The sequence below is a fragment of the Candidatus Acetatifactor stercoripullorum genome, assembly GCF_944382095.1.
Classification (GTDB): Bacteria; Bacillota; Clostridia; order Lachnospirales; family Lachnospiraceae; genus Acetatifactor; species Acetatifactor stercoripullorum.
On record NZ_CALWMU010000027.1, the window covers coordinates 19,285 to 38,622 of the forward strand.

Consider the following 19,338-nt stretch of genomic DNA (forward strand, 5'->3'; position numbering starts at 1 on the left):
ATCAGGGAAGGTTCTTAACCGCTTCGGTTGCAAATCCCATGGACAAAATAATAAATAAGGCGGGATGCACGGAAGGGGAGAGAGCTTTCACAGAACCCTTTGTCTTTGCATCTGCCAAAGTACGAAAGGGGAAAGCTGTGGAAAAAAGAAAATTAAAAGAGCTGAATCTGCTGGATGATTTTTTGTTCAATACCATGGTGACACATCCGGAAATCGGAGAGCAATTCTGCAGGATATTGCTGGGGATGATACTTGGAAGAAGCCTTGGAAGATTAGAGATCATAGCACAGAGAACTTATTATGGATGCGACACGGATTTACATGGGGCGCGGCTGGACGTGTGTCTGGAAGAGACGAAAGAGAGCGGCAGACAGGGATATATCTATGATGTGGAGCCTGGCCTTTATGGGAGGGGCGGTGCGGCAATGGTGTATCCCAGGAGGGTGCGCTTTTATCACGCGCAGATTGATGCGGACAGCCTCAGGTCTGGTCAGGATTATGCCCTTTTGAAAAATGTGTATGTGATCGTGATTACGCCCTTTGATCCCTTTGGCTTAAACCGGATGCTTTATACGATAAGGAGAAGCTGTGAGGAAGAACCTTATATGTATTATGAGGACGGGGACCGCACCTTATTTTTATATACCAGGGGCACGAAGGGGGACCCTCCTGAGGAGCTGGCACAGCTTTTGCATTACATGGAGGACAGCACGGAAGCAAACGCGGTAAATGAAAAGCTGCGCACGCTTCATGGAATGGTGGAAAGAGTAAAACAGGACAGGAAGGTGGCGGTACATTATATGAAAATCTTTGAGAGAGAGCAGATGCTTTTGGAAGAGGGCAGGGAGGAAGAACGTGCCAACACGGAAAGGGAGCGGGCGAAAGCGGAAAGGGAGCGCAAAAGGGCTGAGACCGCAGAACGTCAGGTCCGGGAGCTGGAGAAGGAGCTGGAGGCTTTAAGGAAGCAGATGCTTTTTCAGAATGCACACGATCAGGAAAACTGACATAGACTGTTTATAAGATAGGTAATTGAGAAACTCGCTCCCTGGTATCAGAAACTGGGCATAATAACCAAAATAAGGGTGACTAGCCACTGCTTCGGAACCCGTTTTTGGTTATTATGACCGGGTTCTTGACTTTGTCAGCGAGTTTCGTAAACGCCTATGTTTATAAGAATAAGAAAGGAAAGACACATGGCAGATATTGTGATTGTGGCGGCAATAGCCATTGCAGCGTTTTTTATCATACGAAACCAGCTCCGTCGCATCAGAAAGGGCGGCTGCGGATGTGGATGTGCAGGCTGCAGCGGATGTGGGGCGGAAAAGAAAAGAAGCCAGACACAGGACAGATAAAGGAAAACGAAAAAAAGGGCATTTTTCATGTCCTTTTTGTATTTTTGTCTTTCCCAAAAAAGTGGAATATGCTATACTGTTACGGAAGTATAAAAAAGAAGATCAAATTGGGAGAGACTATGCCGCAAGAGAATCCTCAAGGCGCGGCAATGAGAAAAAAGCTCATTTTATTGCCGTTGTCTGTATTCACTTTGATGCTCTTTATCCTGTGCCTGATTTTGTTTGGCAGGATACAGAGTCTGAATGAAAGGCTTGATATGCTTTCCTCTCAGCTGGAAACGCTGGAGCGCACTGCACAGGAGCAGCAAAAGCAGCTGGAGGAGCTTCTTTCTTTCAGGGAGACAAAAGAGGAGGATGGGGAAGGACAAACTCAGGAACCGGAGGATGTGGAGATTTCGGGGAATGCCGTTTCCAGACAGGAGGAAGCGGCGCATAAGGTATATCTGACTTTTGACGACGGTCCCAGTAAGCATACGGAAGAAATCTTGGAAATATTGGACAGGTATGACGTGAAGGCAACCTTTTTCGTGGTGGGAAAGGAAGGGGATGCCTCAGAGGAAATCCTGAAAAAGATTGTTGAGGAGGGCCACACGCTGGGGATGCACTCCTACAGCCACGAGTACTCTGAAATTTATCGTTCCAAAGAGGACTTTGCAGAAGATTTTCAGAAGATACGGGAGTATGTGTATGAGGCTGCAGGTATAGAAAGCACGGTGTATCGGTTTCCGGGTGGAAGCTCCAACAAGGTGAGCGATGTACCAATGGAGGAGCTTGCAGATTATCTGGAGAGTCAGGGAGTACGCTTTTTTGACTGGAATGTGTCTGCCGGAGACGGAGGAAGCAGAGAGCTGACGGTGGATATGGTGGTGGAAAATTGTACCAAGGAGATTGACCAGAGAAAAACATCGGTTATCCTGATGCACGATTCCGTAAATAAGAGCACGACCCTGGAGGCACTGCCTGTGATTATTGAGAACATTCTGGCGTTGGAAGATACTGTAATTTTGCCAATTACAGAGGAAACAGAGCCGGTTCAACATATAAAAACAAAAAACAATGAATGAATGGAGGTATAAGGTACCATGGGTTTTTTCTCAGATTTGAAGGAGGACCTGTCGCAGGCGGTTAATGAATTAATGCCGGAAGAGGAACAAAATGCAGAAGGAAATGCGGAAAGGAACGGCGAGTCTGTAAAGCCTCCCCAGACGGTGGCAGAAGCGGACCAGGGAGGGCTGTCTGGCATACAGGAAACGGCGGAAGCCGTAAAGGAGGAAGCGGAGCCGGTACATACGCAGTCTTTGTATACGCAGCCTGGGCAGGGGGAAGCTGCTTTGGAAAGCGGCACATCCGGAGAGCAGAACAAAGAACCGGATTCCCAGGAAATGGATTTGGAGAGCGTGGTGGAGAAGGCGCTTGCGCCTGACACAGAAATGGAAGAACAGGCAGAAGAGGGGGCGGAAAACAGAATGGATACCTACGAACGAAAGAGTGTTTCGGACGAAACCTCTATTATCACTGCGGGAATGACCATTTCTGGCGATATCACGTCGGAAGGGTTTTTAAATGTGGTGGGAAATATCATTGGAAATATTGATATATTAGGGAAGCTAAATGTCACCGGCTATATCACGGGTAATTCCAAGGCGGCAGAGATTTATGCGGAGAGCGCGAAAATCAACGGTGAGATTGTCAGCGAGGGTGCGGTAAAGATCGGGGCAAGCTCAGTTGTTATCGGTAATATTACGGCCACAAGCGCTTCCATTGCCGGCGCCGTAAAGGGAGATATTGATGTAAAGGGACCGGTTATTCTGGATGCGTCGGCTATTGTCATGGGAAACATCAAGTCAAAATCCGTTCAAATCAACAATGGTGCGGTGATCGAAGGTATGTGCTCTCAGTGCTATGCGGATGTCAGCCCCTCTTCCTTCTTTAAGGATTACAAAATGGAAGGCAAAAAACAGAAATAGGAGAGTTAGAACATGCGCAGAATATTACTGAAGCTCAGCGGTGAGGCTCTTGCAGGTCCTCAAAAAAGCGGCTTTGACGAAGAAACGGTCAAGAAGGTTGCACTGCAGGTCAGGGAATTGGCTGATTCCGGCTTTCAAGTGGGAATTGTCATTGGAGGCGGTAATTTCTGGAGAGGGCGCTCCAGTGAAAATATCGACCGCACCAAGGCGGATCAGATCGGAATGCTGGCCACCGTTATGAATTGTATTTATGTGTCGGAAATCTTCCGCTCCCAGGGCATGAGGACGGGGATTCTCACACCCTTTGTATGCGGTTCCTTTACGGAACTCTTTTCCAAGGACCGGGCGGAGTCGTATTTTGAACAGGGCATGGTGGTCTTTTTTGCAGGAGGAACAGGGCATCCTTATTTTTCCACCGATACGGGAGTAGTGCTGCGCGCGGTAGAGGTAGAAGCAGATGTTATCCTGCTGGCAAAGTCTATTGACGGGGTGTACGATGATGATCCCAACAAAAACCCGGCGGCTAGAAAGTATGATCAGGTCACCATTGACGAAGTGATTGCCAAAAATCTGCAGGTGGTGGATATGACGGCGTCGATTCTGGCAAGGGAAAACAAGATGCCCATGTGGGTGTTTGGACTTCAGGAGGAAAACAGTATTGTAAACGCCGTGAAGGGACGGTTTACGGGAACAAAGGTTATCGTTTAAAGCGTATGAAATCTGGCGGCAGGTAAAGAATAAAATTGGAACCGCGGTGAAACCTTCACAGCGGTGGGACGGAGGAAATATGGATACAAGACTACAGCAGTATGATGAGAAAATGAAAAAGGCATATGATTATCTGGAATCGGACTATGCCACCATCCGGGCCGGGAGAGCCAATCCCCATGTACTGGATAAGATCAAGGTAAATTATTATGGATCGCCGACTCCTATTCAGCAGGTAGGAAATGTCACCGTTCCGGAGGCCCGGATCATTCAGATATCTCCCTGGGAGAAGTCCATGATCAAGGAGATTGAAAAGGCGATTCTGACCTCTGATCTGGGTATCAATCCCTCTAATGACGGCAATGTGATTCGTCTGGTGTTCCCGGAGCTGACCGAGGAGAGAAGAAAGGATCTTGTGAAGGAAGTAAAGAAAAAGGCGGAGGAGGGAAAGGTGGCTGTCCGCAATATCAGAAGAGATGGAAACGATGCCTTCAAGAAGCTGGCGAAAACGGAAGTCTCTGAGGATGAGATAAAGCAGCTGGAGGAGCAGCTTCAAAAGCTCACCGACAAGTACATCAAGGATATAGATGCCTTGATGGACAGCAAATCCAAGGAAATCATGACGGTGTAAAGTCCAATCAATGCGGGGGCGGAGAATGCGAGAGCTTATCCGCTCCCTTGTGTATAACCCGAGTGGTATGTGGTCCTGTAAAAACAAGGAAAGGCATGTGGGAGAATGAGCGAGGAAATAAAAGTGCCAAGGCATGTGGCGATTATCCTGGACGGAAACGGAAGGTGGGCAAAGGCAAAGGGAATGCCCCGCAATTACGGACATGTCCAGGGGGCCAAGACAGTGGAGACCATCTGTGAGGAGGCATACAGAATGGGAATCCAATATTTGACGGTGTACGCCTTTTCCACGGAAAATTGGAACCGTCCCCAGGATGAGGTGGACGCATTGATGAAGCTTCTGCGAAACTATATGAAAACCTGCCTGAAGACGGCGGAGAAGAACCGTATGTGCGTCCGGGTGCTGGGAGAAAAGTCGAGGCTTGACGAGGATATCCGAAGCCGCATTGAGGAGCTGGAGGAGGCAACAAAGAATAACGACGGCCTTCATTTTCAGATCGCCATCAATTACGGCGGCAGAGACGAGATTCTGCGGGCTGTGAAAAAGGCTGTGCAGAAGGTGAAGGACGGTGGACTGTCAGAGACAGGGATCAGTGAGGAAGTCTTTGCAGGCTTTCTTGACACGGCGGGGATACCGGATCCGGACCTTTTGATCCGCACCTGCAACGAGCAGAGAATTTCAAACTTTCTGCTCTGGCAGCTTGCATACACGGAATTTTATTTTACCCCGGTTGCCTGGCCTGATTTTTCAAAAGAAGAATTGGTCAAAGCGGTGGAGGCATATAATCATAGAGACAGAAGATATGGCGGCTTAAAGGAGGAATAACCCTATGTTTTGGACCAGACTTGCCAGTGGGATTGTATTGGTTTTGATAGCGCTTTTAGCCATGGGGTTTGGAGGGATTCCCCTTGCGGCCATATTGCTGGTTATCTCGCTCATAGCCTACAGGGAGCTGACAAAGGCCCTTCGGTGTGCGTCGAAGCCAAAGGGATTAAATGGCCTTGAAATTGTGGGAATGGCGGGAATTCTGTGCTGGTATGGGGCTGTTTTCTTCTCGGGGGACACACAGCTTATGCTCATGTGCATTGTGGGAGTGTTTATGGGTCTGATGCTTGTATACGTGGTGACCTTTCCCAAATTTCAGGCGGGTCAGGTGACAGCCGCCTTTTTTTCCTTTCTGTATGCGCCGGTGATGCTGTCCTTTGTGTACCTCACTCGTATGTGCCCACAGGGAATTTATATGGTATGGATGATTCTGATCAGCTCCTGGGGGTGTGATACCTGCGCCTATGCAGTTGGAAAGCTGATTGGAAGGAAAAAGATATTCCCGGTGCTCAGCCCCCATAAATCCTTAGAGGGCTGCATTGGCGGCGTGGCCGGAGCTGCGTTAATCGGCGGACTGTACGGATATTTTTTTGTGGAGAAAGCATTTCCCGATCAGACGGTTGCGTGGATGATTGCCTTTATCTGCGCCGCTTCCGCAGTGATGAGCATGGTGGGAGACCTGGCGGCCTCCGCCATCAAGAGAAACCATGACATTAAGGATTACGGGCATCTTATCCCGGGACACGGCGGCATTATGGACCGCTTTGACAGTATGATAGTGACAGCGCCTATGATTTACTTTCTCACGGTGCTGATGATTCGTTTTTAATTGAGGAAATACCATGAAGAGAATAGCAATATTGGGCTCCACGGGCTCTATAGGAAGACAGACGTTAGAGGTGGCAAGAAGCAACAAAGACCTTTCGGTGTCGGCGCTGGCAGCAGGCACCAATGTGGAACTGATGGAAGCGCAGGTCCGGGAATTTGGGCCATCCACGGTCTGTATGTGGACACAAGAGGCGGCTTCGGACTTGAAAAGAAGAGTTGCAGATTTGGACGTGAGGGTAACCTGCGGCATGGAAGGACTGCTGGAAATTGCAGGTTTGAATGAGGTGCAGGTATTGGTTACCGCCATTGTGGGAATGATTGGTATCAAGCCTACCATTGCCGCTATTGAGGCCGGTAAGGACATCGCTTTGGCCAACAAGGAAACCCTTGTTACGGCGGGCCATATTATTATGCCCCTTGCAAAGGAACGGGGTGTTTCCATTCTGCCGGTGGACAGTGAGCACAGCGCAATTTTCCAGTCCCTGAACGGAGAACCGGCGGAGAGGGTATCCAGGTTATTTCTGACCGCTTCCGGGGGACCTTTCCGGGGGAAAACCAGAAAAGAGCTGGAAGGCATACAGGTGGAGGACGCTCTGAAGCATCCAAACTGGACCATGGGGCGCAAGATCACCATAGACTCTTCCACGCTGGTGAACAAGGGACTGGAGGTAATGGAAGCCAAATGGCTTTTTGGAGTGGACCTGGACCGGATTGAGGTGGTAGTCCATCCTCAGAGCATAATTCATTCCATGGTGGAGTATGTGGACGGCGCCGTTATGGCGCAGCTTGGGATGCCGGATATGAAGCTTCCCATTCAATATGCTCTTTTTTATCCTGACAGAAGACCCATGGAGGGAGAGCGGGTAAACTTTTTTGAATTGGGAAATCTGACCTTTGAAAAGCCGGATACGGACACCTTTACAGGCCTTGCCCTGGCTTACAGAGCTGCCAGACTGGGAGGAAGCATGCCTACGGTGTACAATGCGGCAAATGAAAAGGCGGTGGAGCTGTTTTTGGCGCGGAAGATTTCCTATCTGCAGATACCGCAGCTGATAGAGGAATCCATGGATCAGCACAAAAACCTTCCAAATCCAACTGTGGAGGAAATCCTTGAAACACAGCGGCAGGTTTATGAATTTATTGCAGGAAAGGTTAAGTAGCAGATGGTAACACTGATCTTATTTATCATAATATTTGGGGTGGTGGTTGTCTCACATGAGTTTGGACATTTTCTGCTGGCCAAGGCTAACGGGATACATGTGGTGGAATTTGCGGTGGGAATGGGCCCTACGCTTTTTTCCTTTCAGAAAAAAGAGACCAAATATTCCCTGAAGCTGTTTCCTATCGGCGGAGCCTGTATGTTTGAAGGCGAGGACGGGCTGGAGACCAAGGAGGGGGAAATCAGTGAGGGCTCCTTTCTAAAGGCCAGTGTGTGGGGAAGAATTTCCACTGTATTTGCAGGTCCGTTTTTTAACTTTATTTTGGCTTTTATTATCGCGTTGATCATGGTCAATCTGATTGTGATCAGGGACCCGGTGGCTACGGAGGTGCTGGAAAACGGGGCGGCTGCAGAAGCGGGGCTTATGGACGGAGACCGCATTGTTTCCCTGAACGGGGAAAAGGTTTACCTGTACGAGGAAATTCAGCTGTTTACCATGCTGTATGAGTCGGGGACTGTGGATGTGGTGTATGAACGGGATGGGCAGCGTTACAGCACAGTGCTGACGCCCCAGTATGATGAGACCACAGGGCGGTATATGCTTGGAATCTCTAATGCGGAATTTGTGGAGCTTAAAGGGCTGGACGGTTTGAAATATGCCTGGTATGAAATGCGCTATTGTGTAAAGATGACCTATAAGAGCCTTGGGATGTTAGTAAGGGGCCAGGTTGACAGGCAGGATGTTGCGGGGCCGGTGGGCATTGCGGTGAACCTGGTGGGGAGAACCTATGAGGAGACCAAGGACGAAGGCTTTATGAATGTCCTGGTGAATATGTTAAATATCACGCTGATGCTTTCCGTAAACCTGGGAATCTTAAATCTTCTGCCCATTCCGGCGCTGGATGGGGGCAGGCTGGTCTTTCTGCTGATTGAGGTTATCCGCGGCAAGCCCATTCCTCCGGAAAAGGAGGGCATGGTGCATTTTATCGGCCTTATGTTTTTCATGGTGCTTATGGTATTTCTGTTCTTCAACGATTTATCCAATATTTTTCTGAATTAAGGCGGGAGGGCGGCTGCCCTTCCCCGATTTTTCTTTTTATTTCCATCAATAAAATCTTATTTTTCACAAAATTTCACAAACAAATCAAAACAGAATAGGGAGACAAAAAATGGGAGACTTTTTAACTTCCTGTTACCATAAACGGGGCGCAGGAAAAAAAGACGGAGTGTCTTTGCTTTTGCAGCAGGGAACTTGCAGGCAGACGGCATTGGCCTTTGCCTGCGTGTGCTGCGACCCGGCTGCAGCGGGAGGGGACAGGTATTTTACGGGACAGCTTCTTTTGTGGTACCGCCGTATGGGAGCTTTGCTTTGTGCAAAAGGCAGAGGAACAGAAAGCAGGGCGGTAAAAGAAAGCCTGGAGCGGGCGCTTCGGAGGGTGGATGAGGAGCTTTTGGACTACAGAACAAAAATGTCTGGGAAATGTGCTGGGAAGGGCGCTGAAAAAGGCGCTGGAAAAGACATAGAAGTATCGGGTATTTTGTGCGGAGGGGATGGCTTTTTGCTTTTTCACCGGGGCGGGCAGAGTATTTACCAGATTAACACCAGGTTTCTGCGGCCCAATGTGAAAAAAATTGCGGGAGAAAACACGGAAGTCTGTGGAAGCGGCGGCTGCGGAGAGGGACAAGAGCGTTTCTGCATAAAACAGGGAATTTTACAGCCGGGCGCCGGGGTTTTACTGGCAACGGCTTCCTTTTGCAGTAATCTGACAGAGGAGATGCTCAAGGGGTGTATGGAGATGGAGAGTCTGCGCACCCAGAGGCAGCTGGATAAGCGTCTGGGGGAGCTTGGGCGGGAGGCAGAAATACGGGCGAAGGCCGCAGAGAGAGGCAAAGGACTGGGAGCGGCGCTGGTGGTGTCCCTGGCAGAAAAGGGAGGGGGATTAAGAGATGGAAGGTGAGATAACAGGGAAAGGGGCAGAAATGGAGAGGAAGCTGTACGAGAAGGGATATGAAATGCTTGACAGCGCAGGACAGGGAGCCTTCTCCAGGGTGTACCGGGTAAAAAGGAGAGATACGGGAGAATTTTTTGCCTGTAAGGTAAGCGGCAAAAAGGAAATGCTGGCCGCAGAGGCAAAGCTGCTGGGGCAAGTGTCTCATCCCCTGTTTCCGCGCTTTTGCGATCATTGGCAGGAACAGGACAGGGCGTTTTTGATTATGGAGTATCTTCCGGGAATGAGCCTGAAGCATCTGGTGGAAAAAAGAGGGGGACTTTCCCCTGCCCAGACGGCCAGAATCGGCATGTCCCTTGCCCAGGGGCTGCTCTACCTTCATGAGCGCTGTAAGCCTGTGCTTTACAGAGACTTAAACCCGGGGAATGTGCAGATATTACAGGATGGACGGGCAAAGCTTTTGGATTTGGGGTGCGCCTGTGCTTTGGGGGAAAACAGAGACCGGGCAGGAACGCCGGGTTTTGCGCCTCCGGAACAGCTGACCGGGGAAAGGCTGTCTGCTGCGGGGGATATTTATGCTTTTGGAAAAATGCTGGAATATATGCTTCAGAGCGGGAGCTTAAGAGAAAAAAAGAGCGGACGCTGCGGGGAAAGGAAATGCCGGAAAACGCTGGAGGCTCTCTTGGCGGAATGCACCAGAAGGGACCCTGAAAAAAGACCGGGAGATATGCGCTTTTGTCTGGATATGCTGTGGGAGTGCCTGGAGGAGGAAAAAAGAGGAAGGCTTCTTTGGGGATGGAAGGAAAAAACCGGATACCGGGCAGCTAAGGCTGTTTGGAAAAAGTCCTAAAAACAGCAAAAATTGACTTGCTGTTTTTGGAAAATATAATATACTTAAATTAATAACAACCCTATTATAATTTGAAAAGGAGTGTGAAGTATGCGTTTTTTTATTGATACCGCAAAGGTGGAGGAGATCAGAAAGGCAAACGATATGGGGGTTATCTGTGGGGTTACCACCAACCCGTCCCTGATTGCAAAGGCTGGCAGAGTCTTTGAAGAGGTGATTGCCGAGATTGCCTCCATTGTGGACGGCCCTATCAGCGGCGAGGTAAAAGCCACAACTGTTGACGCAGAGGGAATGATTGCCGAGGGAAGGGCAATCGCGAAGATTCATCCCAATATGGTAGTTAAGATTCCCATGACCGTGGAGGGATTAAAGGCTTGCAAAGTGCTTTCCGCTGAGGGTATCAAGACAAACGTTACCTTGATATTTACCGCGAATCAGGCGCTTTTGGCGGCTCGCGCCGGTGCTGCTTATGTGTCTCCCTTCCTGGGACGTCTGGATGACATCAGCCAGCGTGGCGTAGATTTGATCCGTGAAATTGCAGAAATCTTTGCTGTGGCTGATCTGGACACGGAAATTATCGCAGCCAGCGTCCGCAATCCCATTCACGTTACGGACTGCGCTCTGGCGGGAGCGGATATTGCAACGGTTCCCTATGCCGTAATTGAGCAGATGGTGAAGCATCCGCTGACGGACGCAGGCATTGCCAAATTCCAGGCAGATTACAAGGCTGTTTTCGGAGAATAGAGAAAAAGGACGAAGGGAAAATAAACTATGCTGGAAGCGGGAACAAAGGCGCCTGATTTTGAGCTGCCTGATCAAAATGGGGTCATGCACACCCTGAAGGAATACAGAGGTAAGAAGGTGGTGCTGTATTTTTATCCAAAGGATAACACGCCGGGCTGTACCAGACAGGCCTGCGGCTTCGGGGAGCTGTATCCCCAGTTTTTGGAAAAGGATGCGGTTGTAATTGGCATAAGCAGGGACAGCACAGTTTCCCATAAGAAATTTGAGGAAAAGTACAATCTTCCCTTTGTACTGCTCTCGGACGTCAACCTTGAGGCCATACAGGCCTATGATGTATGGCAGGAGAAAAATATGTATGGCAAAAAGACCATGGGAGTAGTCCGCACCACCTATCTGATCGATGAAGAGGGTGTGATCACAAAGGCCTTTGGAAAAGTAAAGGCAGCAGAGAATCCGGGGCAGATGCTCTCACAGCTGTAGGCGTTGGGGAATAGGGATGAGAATTATCATTTCACCGGCCAAGAAAATGAAAGTGGATACGGACACCTTTCCTGTGGAGGGAACGCCGGTATTTTTGGAAAAAACAAGGATACTCGCACAGCTTATGGCGGACATGGACTATCAGGAGCTCAAGACCCTGTGGAGGTGCAATGACAAGCTGGCCCGCCAAAATTATGACAGGATACGCTGCATGGATCTTACACGCAGCCTGACTCCTGCCATCATTGCCTATGAGGGGCTTCAGTATCAGCATATGTCTCCCATGGTTTTTACGGACAAGGCCCTTGCCTACATAGGGGAGCATCTGCGGATACTGTCCGGCTTTTACGGTATTCTTTCGCCCTTTGACGGGGTTGTGCCATATCGTCTTGAGATGCAGGCGCCGCTTGCAGTGGAGGGAGCCGGAGATTTGTATGAATTTTGGGGCAGTCTGCTGTATGAGGCTGTGTGGGATCAGGACAGAATTCTCTTAAATCTGGCCTCCAGAGAATATTCACGGGCCATAGAGCAGTACTTAAAGCCAGGAGATAAACTGGTAACCTGTGTGTTCGGACAGCTGGAGGGAGGACGGGTAAAGCAAAAGGGAACCCTTGCCAAAATGGCAAGGGGAGAGATGGTCCGGTTTCTTGCGGAAAATGATATTTCAGATTTGGAGGGCGTGAAAGCCTTTTCGGCTCTGGGCTATCGGTTTTCTAAGGAGCTTTCGGACGAGAAAAAAATGGTGTTTGTCATATAGGCATGGGCCTGCGCACAAAGCGGAAGGCGCCGCGTATCATCTGTTTTGATGATTTTGCGGCGCCTTCCATTTTGTACAGTGTTTTACTTCATCTGCTCTTCCTGTTTTCTGATCATACGACGTACCATTTCTCCGCCGATAGAACCGGCCTCCTTGGAAGTCAGGTCACCGTTGTACCCCTCCTTCAGGTTTACGCCAAGCTCAGATGCAACCTCAGTCTTGAAACGATCCATTGCTGCCTTAGCTTCAGGAACTTCTACTCTATTACTTCTGCTTGCCATTTTGTTTCACCTCCGAATACATTCTTGTTTTTTGCAGTTTATATGATCAAGATAAGTTTTGACATCACGTGTTTGCCATCACTTATCTTGGTAATAGTATGAACGGCAGAAAAAAAAATATGATGGTAACTTTTTCATTTTTTTGTTATACTGGATGTCAGGGTCAAAAGGTTAGCATAAAACGGAGACCGGGAAGCGAAAAGCTCACCGGAATCCCAGCCTTTGAAGGGAAGAACTACAATGAAAAGGAATGAAGCAAAAATAAAAAGAAACAAAAAAGGAAATAAAATATGGATGCTGGGCCTTGCCTTGCTTGCGGCCGCTGGGCTTTTGACAGGCTGCGTGGGAAGCGGAGACACATCTGCGCAGGAAGGGGAGACGGTGCGCGTGGGGTCACTGAAAGGGCCTACCTCCATGGGACTTCTTTTTTTGATGGAGAAGGCGGAGAATGGGGAGGCGCAAAACAATTATGCGTTTCAGATGGCGGCGTCGGCGGATGAGCTGCTGCCTTTGATGGTCAAGGACGAGCTGGATATCGCGCTGGTTCCGGCCAATGTGGCCAGCGTGCTGTACCAGAGAACAGAGGGCAATGTCTGTGTGATAGATATTAACACACTGGGCGTGCTCTATGTGGTGTCGGGGGACGATTCTGTGGAGAGCATTGCCGATCTGAAAGGCAGAACCATTTATCTGACGGGCAAAGGCACCACGCCGGATTATGCCCTGCAGTATCTTTTAAATGCCAATCAAATGACCACTCAGGACTGTGTGCTGGAGTATAAGTCCGAGGCTGCGGAGGTGGCAGCGGTGCTTGCGGAAAACCCCGACGCCATCGGCCTGCTGCCCCAGCCCTTTGTGACATCAGCCTGCGTCCAGAATCCCGAACTGGACATTGTGCTTGATCTGAATGCGGAATGGGACAAGGTGCAGGGGGAGGACGGCAGCAGTCTGGTAACCGGAGTTACGGTTGTAAGGAAGGAATTTCTGGAGGAGCAGGAAGAGGCGGTGCGCTCTTTCCTGGAAGAGCACAGTCAGAGTGCGGCGCAGATTAATGAGGACGTGGAAACAGGTGCGTCTTTTGCAGTTTCCCAGGGGATTGTAGCTGAGGAGGCCATTGCACAGAAGGCGATTCCCCGGTGTAATATAACCTGCATCACAGGGGAAGCCATGAAGCAGGCACTTTCCGGATATCTTGAGGTGCTTTATGGGCAGTCCCCGGAATCCGTGGGAGGAGCGCTGCCAGGAGAGGATTTCTATTATATGGGACAGTAAATTATGGGACGCAAAATTTTAATTGTCATATTTTGGCTGGCTGTGTGGCACGGATTGGCTTTGTGGGTGGACAATCCCATTCTCCTGGTCACGCCCACCCAGGCCCTTTGGCGGCTGTGGGAGCTGCTGCCGAGAGCGGATTTCTGGTGCAGTGTGGGCGCTTCCCTGCTTCGTATTTCAGGAGGCTTTTTCCTGGGGACGGCGCTTGGACTTTTCCTGGCGGGGGCAAGTTATAAAAGCAGGCTGCTTGAGGAGGTGCTTTCTCCGGTCATGACGCTCTTAAAAGCCATACCGGTGGCCTCCTTTGCAGTGATATTGCTGATCTGGTGGGGGTCTTCCGCGCTGGCGGCGGCTATCAGCTTCTTAGTGGTGTTTCCGAATCTGTATGTTCAGACCCTGGAGGGGCTTAGGGCGGCGGATCAGAAGCTTTTAGAAATGGGGAGAGTGTTCGGACTGCCTTTTTGGAATCGTTTTTTTTATATTTACCGGCCTGCGCTGAAGCCCTTTGTGTACGGCGCAATGAAGATATCCCTGGGCATGAGCTGGAAATCCGGCGTGGCGGCAGAGGTGATCGGGATACCGGATTTTTCCATCGGAGAAAGGCTGTATCTGTCAAAAATTAATCTGGATACGGCGGGAGTTTTTGCCTGGACGGCTGTGGTGATTCTGCTGAGCGTAGTATTTGAGAGGGCGGTTCTTTTTCTGCTTTCCTTATTTTTCAGGTGGGAGCCCTCCTGTAGAAGGTCCGCCTTAAAAAAAGAGTCCGGTACAGAGGGGAGGCTCCTCTTAAGCGGAGTATCCAAGTCCTATGGGGAGTTATCCGTGATAAAGAACCTTTCCGCCAGCTACGGACCGGGAGAGCAGGTTCTGCTCCAAAGCCCTTCGGGCAGCGGCAAGACCACGCTGCTTTTCCTGCTGTGCGGATTGGAACAGCCGGATGAGGGCAGCATCCTGCGTCAGGGGAACTGCAGCATGGTGTTTCAGGAGGACAGGCTCTGTGAGGATTACAGTGCAGTTAAGAATGTGGAGCTGGTTACGGGGGACAGAGAGTGTGCCAAAAGAGCTCTGAGGGAGCTTTTGGAGGAGGAAGCTCTTTATAAGCCCTGCAGGGAGCTGAGCGGGGGCATGAAGCGCCGCGTGGCGCTGGTGAGGGCCCTGGAGGCGGATTCCCGGATTCTGCTTTTGGACGAGCCCTTTACGGGTATGGACGTGCAGACCAGAGAGCGGGCCAGGGAATATGTGGAGAAAAGAAGAAAAGGGAGACTGCTTGTGATGGCAACCCACATGTACTAAAAATCTTCGTAAAAATGTTTGTGTTTTTGCGGGTCCTATGCTATAATTCTAAAATGACTGTAATTATGTGCTGATTTTTATATGAAAGAATGAATAGATACCCGGCACAGGGCGGTTGAAGGAGGAAATATAGAATGAGTTTACAGGTAGAAAAGTTAGAGAAGAACATGGCAAAGCTGACCATCGAGGTGTCTGCGGAGGAATTGGAAAAGGCGCTGGATGAGGCTTACAGAAAAAATAAGAACAGGATCAGCATCCCGGGCTTCCGCAAGGGCAAGGCGCCCCGCAGGATGATTGAGCAGGTTTATGGCAGGGAGGTATTTTATGAGGATGCCGCCAATGCCCTGATTCCCCAGGCATATGACAGTGCGCTGGAGGAGTGTGAGGAGAGTATTGTTTCTTCACCAAAGATTGAAGTGACCCAGATCGAGGCTGGAAAGCCCTTTGTCTTTACGGCGGAGGTGGCCTTGAAGCCGGAGGTGACCCTTGGAAAATATAAGGGCGTGAAGGTGGATAAGATGGACGTGGAAGTAACCGATGAGGAAGTGGAAGCGGAAATCGGCAGAGAGAGAGAGAGCAATGCAAGGACCATTACCGTGGAGGACAGGCCGGTACAGGACAAGGATATGACGGTAATTGACTTTGAAGGCTTTGTGGACGGCGTTGCCTTCGAGGGCGGAAAAGGAGAAAACTACCCTCTGACCATTGGCTCCGGTGCTTTTATTCCCGGTTTTGAGGAGGGATTGATCGGCGCACAGATCGGCGAAGAGGTTGAGGTGAACGTGACCTTCCCCGAGGATTATCAGGCAAGCGAGCTTGCAGGAAAGCCCGCTGTGTTCAAGTGTACCGTTAAGGAGATCAAGGAAAAGGAGCTTCCCGAGCTCGACGATGAGTTTGCAAGCGAGGTGTCTGAATTTGACACCATGGCAGAGTACAGGGAGGATGTGAAAAAGAAGCTGGGAGACAGAAAGGCGGCTGAGGCAAAGAGCGCAAAGGAGGATGCCGTGATAGACGCTGTCATTGCGGAAGCGCAGATGGAGATTCCTGATGCCATGCTGGAGACACAGCAGAGACAGATGGTGGATGAATTTGCCCAGAGAATCCAGTCCCAGGGTCTTTCCATGGATCAGTATATGCAGTTTACCGGTCTTACTGCAGATAAAATGCTGGAGCAGGTAAAGCCTCAGGCCCTTAAGAGAATCCAGTCCCGTCTTGTTATGGAGGCAGTTGCCGCTGCTGAAAAGATTGAGGCTTCCGAGGAAGAATTTGAGGAAGAGGTAAAGGTAATGGGCGAGGCTTATCAGCTTGAGCCTGAAAAGGTAAAGGAACTGCTTGGCGAAAACGGCAAAAAGCAGGTAAAGGAAGATATCTGCATCAAAAAGGCGGTGGACTTCGTGGTGGAAAATGCCAAGGAGACAAAGGCTTCCAGGACAAAGGTCCAAAAGGCAGAGGAAGAGACCAAAGAGGAAGCTTAAGCCCGCACAGAAGGACGATGGGGAGAGAGACATACGGTTGTACCCGGGAAATTCCCGGGTACAACCGTATGTATGTTAAGTTTTTATTAAATCAGCGTTTTCTCATTGAAAAAGGAAATTGAGTGGGATATGATAGAACTGATGTGGATTTTATGAATTGACGGATTGGAGGATTTGAGATGGCTTTAATACCTTATGTCATTGAACAGACAAGCAAGGGTGAAAGATCTTACGATATCTATTCAAGACTTTTAAAAGACAGGATTATTTTTTTAGGAGAAGAAGTAAATGAGACCACGGCCAGCATTGTGGTGGCACAGATGCTGTTTTTGGAGGCGGAGGATCCGGAGAAGGACATCCACCTTTATATTAACAGCCCCGGGGGCAGCGTTACGGCGGGCATGGCTATCTACGATACCATGCGCTATATCAAATGTGACGTATCCACAGTATGTATCGGCATGGCGGCCAGCATGGGGGCTTTTCTGCTGGCAGGCGGCGCAAAGGGAAAGCGTTTTGCCCTTCCCAACGCGGAAATCATGATACACCAGCCGCTGGGAGGAACCCAGGGCCAGGCTACGGAAATTGAGATTGCGGCAAAGCATATCTTGAAAACCAAAGAGAAGCTGAACCGTATACTGGCGGAAAACACAGGAAGAGATTATGAGACTATTTGCGCGGATACTGAGCGTGATAACTGGAAGAGCGCACAGGAGGCCTGCGAATACGGACTGATTGATAAGGTGATCGTCTCCCATGACGTGCAGGAGACCAAGTAAAAAGCGCAGAAAGTAAAAGTGAGGAAACAGGAGTAAATTAATGGCAGGTAAAAATTCCGGTAATGATGTAAGATGTTCCTTCTGCAACAAAACCCAGAGCCAGGTGCGCAAGCTGATTGCGGGACCGGCAGGGGTATATATCTGTGACGAGTGCGTGGATATCTGCGCCGATATTCTGGAGGAGGAGCTGGAGGATGAAGAAGTAGAAGAGGTTCAAAATCCCGAGATTAATCTTTTGAAGCCGAAGGAGATCAAGCATTTTCTGGACGATTATGTGATTGGCCAGGAGGAGGCAAAAAAGGTTTTGTCTGTGGCGGTATACAATCATTACAAAAGAGTGACGGCGCCCAAGGATCTGGATGATGTGGAGCTGCAGAAAAGCAATATTATTATGATAGGGCCCACGGGCTCCGGCAAAACTTATCTTGCCCAGACTCTGGCAAAGATTATCAATGTGCCCTTTGCCATTGCGGACGCCACCACCCTCACCGAGGCCGGCTATGTGGGCGAGGATGTGGAAAACATCCTGTTAAAGCTCATTCAGGCTGCGGACTATGATGTGGACCGCGCTCAGTTTGGCATCATTTATATTGATGAGATTGATAAGATCACAAAGAAGAGTGAAAATGTCTCTATTACCCGTGATGTGTCCGGAGAAGGTGTTCAGCAGGCCCTCCTGAAAATTGTGGAGGGGACTGTGGCAAGCGTTCCTCCTCAGGGAGGAAGAAAGCATCCCCATCAGGAGCTGATTCAGATCGACACCTCCAACATTTTGTTTATCTGCGGAGGGGCCTTCGACGGACTGGAGAAGATCGTGGAGTCCAGACTGGACCGCAAGTCCATTGGATTCAACACAGAGATTTCCAAGAAGTCCGAGAAGGAGCTCAGCGATCTGCTTGCGGAGGTTACCCCGCAGGATTTGGTGAAATATGGATTGATTCCTGAATTTGTGGGACGTGTGCCTATCTGCGTATCCCTGAGAGGACTGGATAAGGAGGCCTTGGTAAAAATACTGAAGGAGCCGAAAAACGCCTTGATCAAGCAGTATCAAAAGCTGTTTGACATGGATGATGTGGAGCTGACCTTTGAGGAGGATGCGATACAGGCCATCGCGGAAAAAGCTTTTGAGCGCAAAACTGGAGCCCGGGGACTCCGCTCCATTATGGAGAGCGTTATGATGGATACCATGTATCAGATTCCTTCGGACGATACCATAGAGGCCTGTGTGGTTACCAAAGGAGCGGTGGAGGGGGACAGCAAGCCCCTTACCATTCACAGAGAGGCTATGAAGAGAGCGAAATAAACATGAGACGGCAGCGTCTTATGCAGCAGGCGCCGCCTTTTGGGCGGCGCTTTTTTGACAAAAGTGAGGAAAAATGATAATTAAAAGTGTAAATCTGGAGACGGTCTGCGGCATTACCAGCAAGCTGCCGGATAATGCCTATCCGGAGGTGGCCTTTGCGGGGAGGAGCAATGTGGGAAAATCTTCTCTGATTAACGCGCTGATGAACAGAAAGTCTTTGGCGCGGATCAGCTCACAGCCCGGAAAAACCCAGACCATCAATTATTACAATGTAAATGATGCCATTTACTTCGTAGATCTGCCCGGGTACGGCTATGCCAGGGTCAGCGAGAGCGTGAAGGCCCAGTGGGGAAAAATGATTGAAAATTATCTGCGCCGTTCCAAACAGCTTCGGACGGTCTTTCTTCTGGTGGATATCAGGCACGCGCCCACAAAGAACGATGTGGTTATGTATGACTGGATCTGCAGAAACGGTTATCAGCCTGTTATTATCGCCACCAAGCTGGATAAGATAAAGCGCAGTCAGATACAGAGTCAGATAAAGCTGATTAAAACTACGCTGGACGCATCAAAGGAGACTCTTATCATTCCTTTTTCGGCCCAGACCAAGCAGGGAAGAGAAGAAATCTATGAAGTGATAGAAACATTCCTTGGGACAGAGGGCCCGCAGCAGGGGGGAGAGTGA

22 protein-coding genes are annotated in these 19,338 nt (G+C 49.7%); 21 read left to right on the forward strand and 1 reads right to left on the reverse strand.

Annotated features, from left to right (window positions below):
* Positions 1 to 137: 137 nt before the first annotated feature.
* From SHK35_RS09275 to yaaA, 15 genes are all read left to right on the forward strand, one after another.
* On the forward strand, positions 138 to 1,004 hold the full coding sequence (locus tag SHK35_RS09275) for a hypothetical protein (protein WP_318709574.1): 867 nt from the start codon (positions 138 to 140) through the stop codon (positions 1,002 to 1,004).
* Between the two features lie 189 nt (positions 1,005 to 1,193).
* Positions 1,194 to 1,352, forward strand: a complete 159-nt coding sequence (locus SHK35_RS09280) for a FeoB-associated Cys-rich membrane protein (protein ID WP_318702875.1) — start codon at positions 1,194 to 1,196, stop codon at positions 1,350 to 1,352.
* A 149-nt stretch (positions 1,353 to 1,501) separates the two neighbouring features.
* The gene (locus tag SHK35_RS09285; protein WP_318702876.1) at positions 1,502 to 2,416 is read left to right on the forward strand and encodes a polysaccharide deacetylase family protein; all 915 of its coding nucleotides are present in this window, start codon (positions 1,502 to 1,504) and stop codon (positions 2,414 to 2,416) included.
* 18 nt (positions 2,417 to 2,434) lie between these two features.
* Positions 2,435 to 3,319 (forward strand): polymer-forming cytoskeletal protein, encoded by an 885-nt coding sequence (locus SHK35_RS09290; RefSeq protein ID WP_318709575.1) that lies wholly within the window; start codon positions 2,435 to 2,437, stop codon positions 3,317 to 3,319.
* A 12-nt stretch (positions 3,320 to 3,331) separates the two neighbouring features.
* Positions 3,332 to 4,027 carry a UMP kinase gene (gene pyrH / locus SHK35_RS09295; RefSeq protein WP_318702878.1) on the forward strand — a complete coding sequence of 232 codons (696 nt, stop codon included), beginning with the start codon at positions 3,332 to 3,334 and terminating at the stop codon, positions 4,025 to 4,027.
* Between the two features lie 79 nt (positions 4,028 to 4,106).
* Positions 4,107 to 4,658, forward strand: a complete 552-nt coding sequence (gene frr, locus SHK35_RS09300) for a ribosome recycling factor (protein ID WP_318709576.1) — start codon at positions 4,107 to 4,109, stop codon at positions 4,656 to 4,658.
* Positions 4,659 to 4,775: 117 nt separating this feature from the next.
* The gene (locus tag SHK35_RS09305; RefSeq protein WP_318709596.1) at positions 4,776 to 5,483 is read left to right on the forward strand and encodes an isoprenyl transferase; all 708 of its coding nucleotides are present in this window, start codon (positions 4,776 to 4,778) and stop codon (positions 5,481 to 5,483) included.
* Positions 5,484 to 5,487: 4 nt separating this feature from the next.
* The gene (locus SHK35_RS09310) at positions 5,488 to 6,312 is read left to right on the forward strand and encodes a phosphatidate cytidylyltransferase (RefSeq protein ID WP_318709577.1); all 825 of its coding nucleotides are present in this window, start codon (positions 5,488 to 5,490) and stop codon (positions 6,310 to 6,312) included.
* Positions 6,313 to 6,325: 13 nt separating this feature from the next.
* Complete coding sequence (locus SHK35_RS09315; RefSeq protein WP_318709578.1) at positions 6,326 to 7,471, forward strand: 1-deoxy-D-xylulose-5-phosphate reductoisomerase; 1,146 nt, start codon at positions 6,326 to 6,328, stop codon at positions 7,469 to 7,471.
* A 3-nt stretch (positions 7,472 to 7,474) separates the two neighbouring features.
* Positions 7,475 to 8,530 carry an RIP metalloprotease RseP gene (gene rseP / locus SHK35_RS09320; RefSeq protein WP_318702883.1) on the forward strand — a complete coding sequence of 352 codons (1,056 nt, stop codon included), beginning with the start codon at positions 7,475 to 7,477 and terminating at the stop codon, positions 8,528 to 8,530.
* 109 nt (positions 8,531 to 8,639) lie between these two features.
* A complete protein-coding gene (locus SHK35_RS09325; RefSeq protein ID WP_318709579.1) occupies positions 8,640 to 9,428 on the forward strand; it encodes a hypothetical protein in 789 nt (262 codons plus the stop codon).
* Positions 9,418 to 10,269 (forward strand): serine/threonine protein kinase, encoded by an 852-nt coding sequence (locus SHK35_RS09330; protein ID WP_318709580.1) that lies wholly within the window; start codon positions 9,418 to 9,420, stop codon positions 10,267 to 10,269. The genes SHK35_RS09325 and SHK35_RS09330 overlap by 11 nt, the downstream gene beginning before the upstream one ends.
* Before the next feature lie 90 nt (positions 10,270 to 10,359).
* A complete protein-coding gene (gene fsa, locus SHK35_RS09335; RefSeq protein ID WP_318702886.1) occupies positions 10,360 to 11,013 on the forward strand; it encodes a fructose-6-phosphate aldolase in 654 nt (217 codons plus the stop codon).
* A 27-nt stretch (positions 11,014 to 11,040) separates the two neighbouring features.
* Positions 11,041 to 11,493 (forward strand): peroxiredoxin, encoded by a 453-nt coding sequence (locus SHK35_RS09340; protein WP_318709581.1) that lies wholly within the window; start codon positions 11,041 to 11,043, stop codon positions 11,491 to 11,493.
* 16 nt (positions 11,494 to 11,509) lie between these two features.
* Positions 11,510 to 12,250 (forward strand): peroxide stress protein YaaA, encoded by a 741-nt coding sequence (yaaA, locus tag SHK35_RS09345; RefSeq protein WP_318709582.1) that lies wholly within the window; start codon positions 11,510 to 11,512, stop codon positions 12,248 to 12,250.
* Positions 12,251 to 12,333: 83 nt separating this feature from the next.
* On the opposite strand, the gene SHK35_RS09350 is transcribed toward yaaA, so the two are convergent.
* Positions 12,334 to 12,531 (reverse strand): alpha/beta-type small acid-soluble spore protein, encoded by a 198-nt coding sequence (locus SHK35_RS09350; RefSeq protein WP_318683647.1) that lies wholly within the window; start codon positions 12,529 to 12,531, stop codon positions 12,334 to 12,336.
* Between the two features lie 240 nt (positions 12,532 to 12,771).
* Between SHK35_RS09350 and SHK35_RS09355 the strand changes: the two genes are divergently transcribed.
* From SHK35_RS09355 to yihA, 6 genes are all read left to right on the forward strand, one after another.
* Positions 12,772 to 13,803: an ABC transporter substrate-binding protein gene (locus tag SHK35_RS09355; protein WP_318709583.1), complete on the forward strand. Its 1,032-nt coding sequence runs from the start codon at positions 12,772 to 12,774 to the stop codon at positions 13,801 to 13,803.
* Between the two features lie 3 nt (positions 13,804 to 13,806).
* Entirely contained in the window at positions 13,807 to 15,096 is a 1,290-nt protein-coding gene (locus tag SHK35_RS09360) for an ATP-binding cassette domain-containing protein (protein ID WP_318709584.1), read from the forward strand.
* 134 nt (positions 15,097 to 15,230) lie between these two features.
* A complete protein-coding gene (gene tig / locus SHK35_RS09365) occupies positions 15,231 to 16,571 on the forward strand; it encodes a trigger factor (RefSeq protein ID WP_318709585.1) in 1,341 nt (446 codons plus the stop codon).
* Positions 16,572 to 16,750: 179 nt separating this feature from the next.
* The gene (gene clpP / locus SHK35_RS09370; RefSeq protein WP_318702892.1) at positions 16,751 to 17,350 is read left to right on the forward strand and encodes an ATP-dependent Clp endopeptidase proteolytic subunit ClpP; all 600 of its coding nucleotides are present in this window, start codon (positions 16,751 to 16,753) and stop codon (positions 17,348 to 17,350) included.
* Positions 17,351 to 17,390: 40 nt separating this feature from the next.
* Positions 17,391 to 18,653, forward strand: coding sequence for an ATP-dependent Clp protease ATP-binding subunit ClpX (gene clpX, locus SHK35_RS09375; RefSeq protein ID WP_318709586.1), 1,263 nt, complete (start codon positions 17,391 to 17,393; stop codon positions 18,651 to 18,653).
* A gap of 73 nt (positions 18,654 to 18,726) precedes the next feature.
* On the forward strand, positions 18,727 to 19,338 hold the full coding sequence (gene yihA, locus SHK35_RS09380) for a ribosome biogenesis GTP-binding protein YihA/YsxC (protein ID WP_318709587.1): 612 nt from the start codon (positions 18,727 to 18,729) through the stop codon (positions 19,336 to 19,338).

Excerpts from the sequence above, each read along its gene's own strand:
- SHK35_RS09280 (WP_318702875.1), top strand. The coding sequence starts at position 1,194 with ATGGCAGATATTGTGATTGTGGCGGCAATAGCCATTGCAGCGTTTTTT.
- SHK35_RS09285 (WP_318702876.1), top strand. The coding sequence starts at position 1,502 with ATGAGAAAAAAGCTCATTTTATTGCCGTTGTCTGTATTCACTTTGATG.
- SHK35_RS09290 (WP_318709575.1), top strand. The coding sequence starts at position 2,435 with ATGGGTTTTTTCTCAGATTTGAAGGAGGACCTGTCGCAGGCGGTTAAT.
- pyrH (WP_318702878.1), top strand. The coding sequence starts at position 3,332 with ATGCGCAGAATATTACTGAAGCTCAGCGGTGAGGCTCTTGCAGGTCCT.
- frr (WP_318709576.1), top strand. The coding sequence starts at position 4,107 with ATGGATACAAGACTACAGCAGTATGATGAGAAAATGAAAAAGGCATAT.
- SHK35_RS09310 (WP_318709577.1), top strand. The coding sequence starts at position 5,488 with ATGTTTTGGACCAGACTTGCCAGTGGGATTGTATTGGTTTTGATAGCG.
- SHK35_RS09315 (WP_318709578.1), top strand. The coding sequence starts at position 6,326 with ATGAAGAGAATAGCAATATTGGGCTCCACGGGCTCTATAGGAAGACAG.
- rseP (WP_318702883.1), top strand. The coding sequence starts at position 7,475 with ATGGTAACACTGATCTTATTTATCATAATATTTGGGGTGGTGGTTGTC.
- SHK35_RS09325 (WP_318709579.1), top strand. The coding sequence starts at position 8,640 with ATGGGAGACTTTTTAACTTCCTGTTACCATAAACGGGGCGCAGGAAAA.
- SHK35_RS09330 (WP_318709580.1), top strand. The coding sequence starts at position 9,418 with ATGGAAGGTGAGATAACAGGGAAAGGGGCAGAAATGGAGAGGAAGCTG.
- fsa (WP_318702886.1), top strand. The coding sequence starts at position 10,360 with ATGCGTTTTTTTATTGATACCGCAAAGGTGGAGGAGATCAGAAAGGCA.
- SHK35_RS09340 (WP_318709581.1), top strand. The coding sequence starts at position 11,041 with ATGCTGGAAGCGGGAACAAAGGCGCCTGATTTTGAGCTGCCTGATCAA.
- yaaA (WP_318709582.1), top strand. The coding sequence starts at position 11,510 with ATGAGAATTATCATTTCACCGGCCAAGAAAATGAAAGTGGATACGGAC.
- SHK35_RS09350 (WP_318683647.1), bottom strand. The coding sequence starts at position 12,531 with ATGGCAAGCAGAAGTAATAGAGTAGAAGTTCCTGAAGCTAAGGCAGCA.
- SHK35_RS09355 (WP_318709583.1), top strand. The coding sequence starts at position 12,772 with ATGAAAAGGAATGAAGCAAAAATAAAAAGAAACAAAAAAGGAAATAAA.
- SHK35_RS09360 (WP_318709584.1), top strand. The coding sequence starts at position 13,807 with ATGGGACGCAAAATTTTAATTGTCATATTTTGGCTGGCTGTGTGGCAC.
- tig (WP_318709585.1), top strand. The coding sequence starts at position 15,231 with ATGAGTTTACAGGTAGAAAAGTTAGAGAAGAACATGGCAAAGCTGACC.
- clpP (WP_318702892.1), top strand. The coding sequence starts at position 16,751 with ATGGCTTTAATACCTTATGTCATTGAACAGACAAGCAAGGGTGAAAGA.
- clpX (WP_318709586.1), top strand. The coding sequence starts at position 17,391 with ATGGCAGGTAAAAATTCCGGTAATGATGTAAGATGTTCCTTCTGCAAC.
- yihA (WP_318709587.1), top strand. The coding sequence starts at position 18,727 with ATGATAATTAAAAGTGTAAATCTGGAGACGGTCTGCGGCATTACCAGC.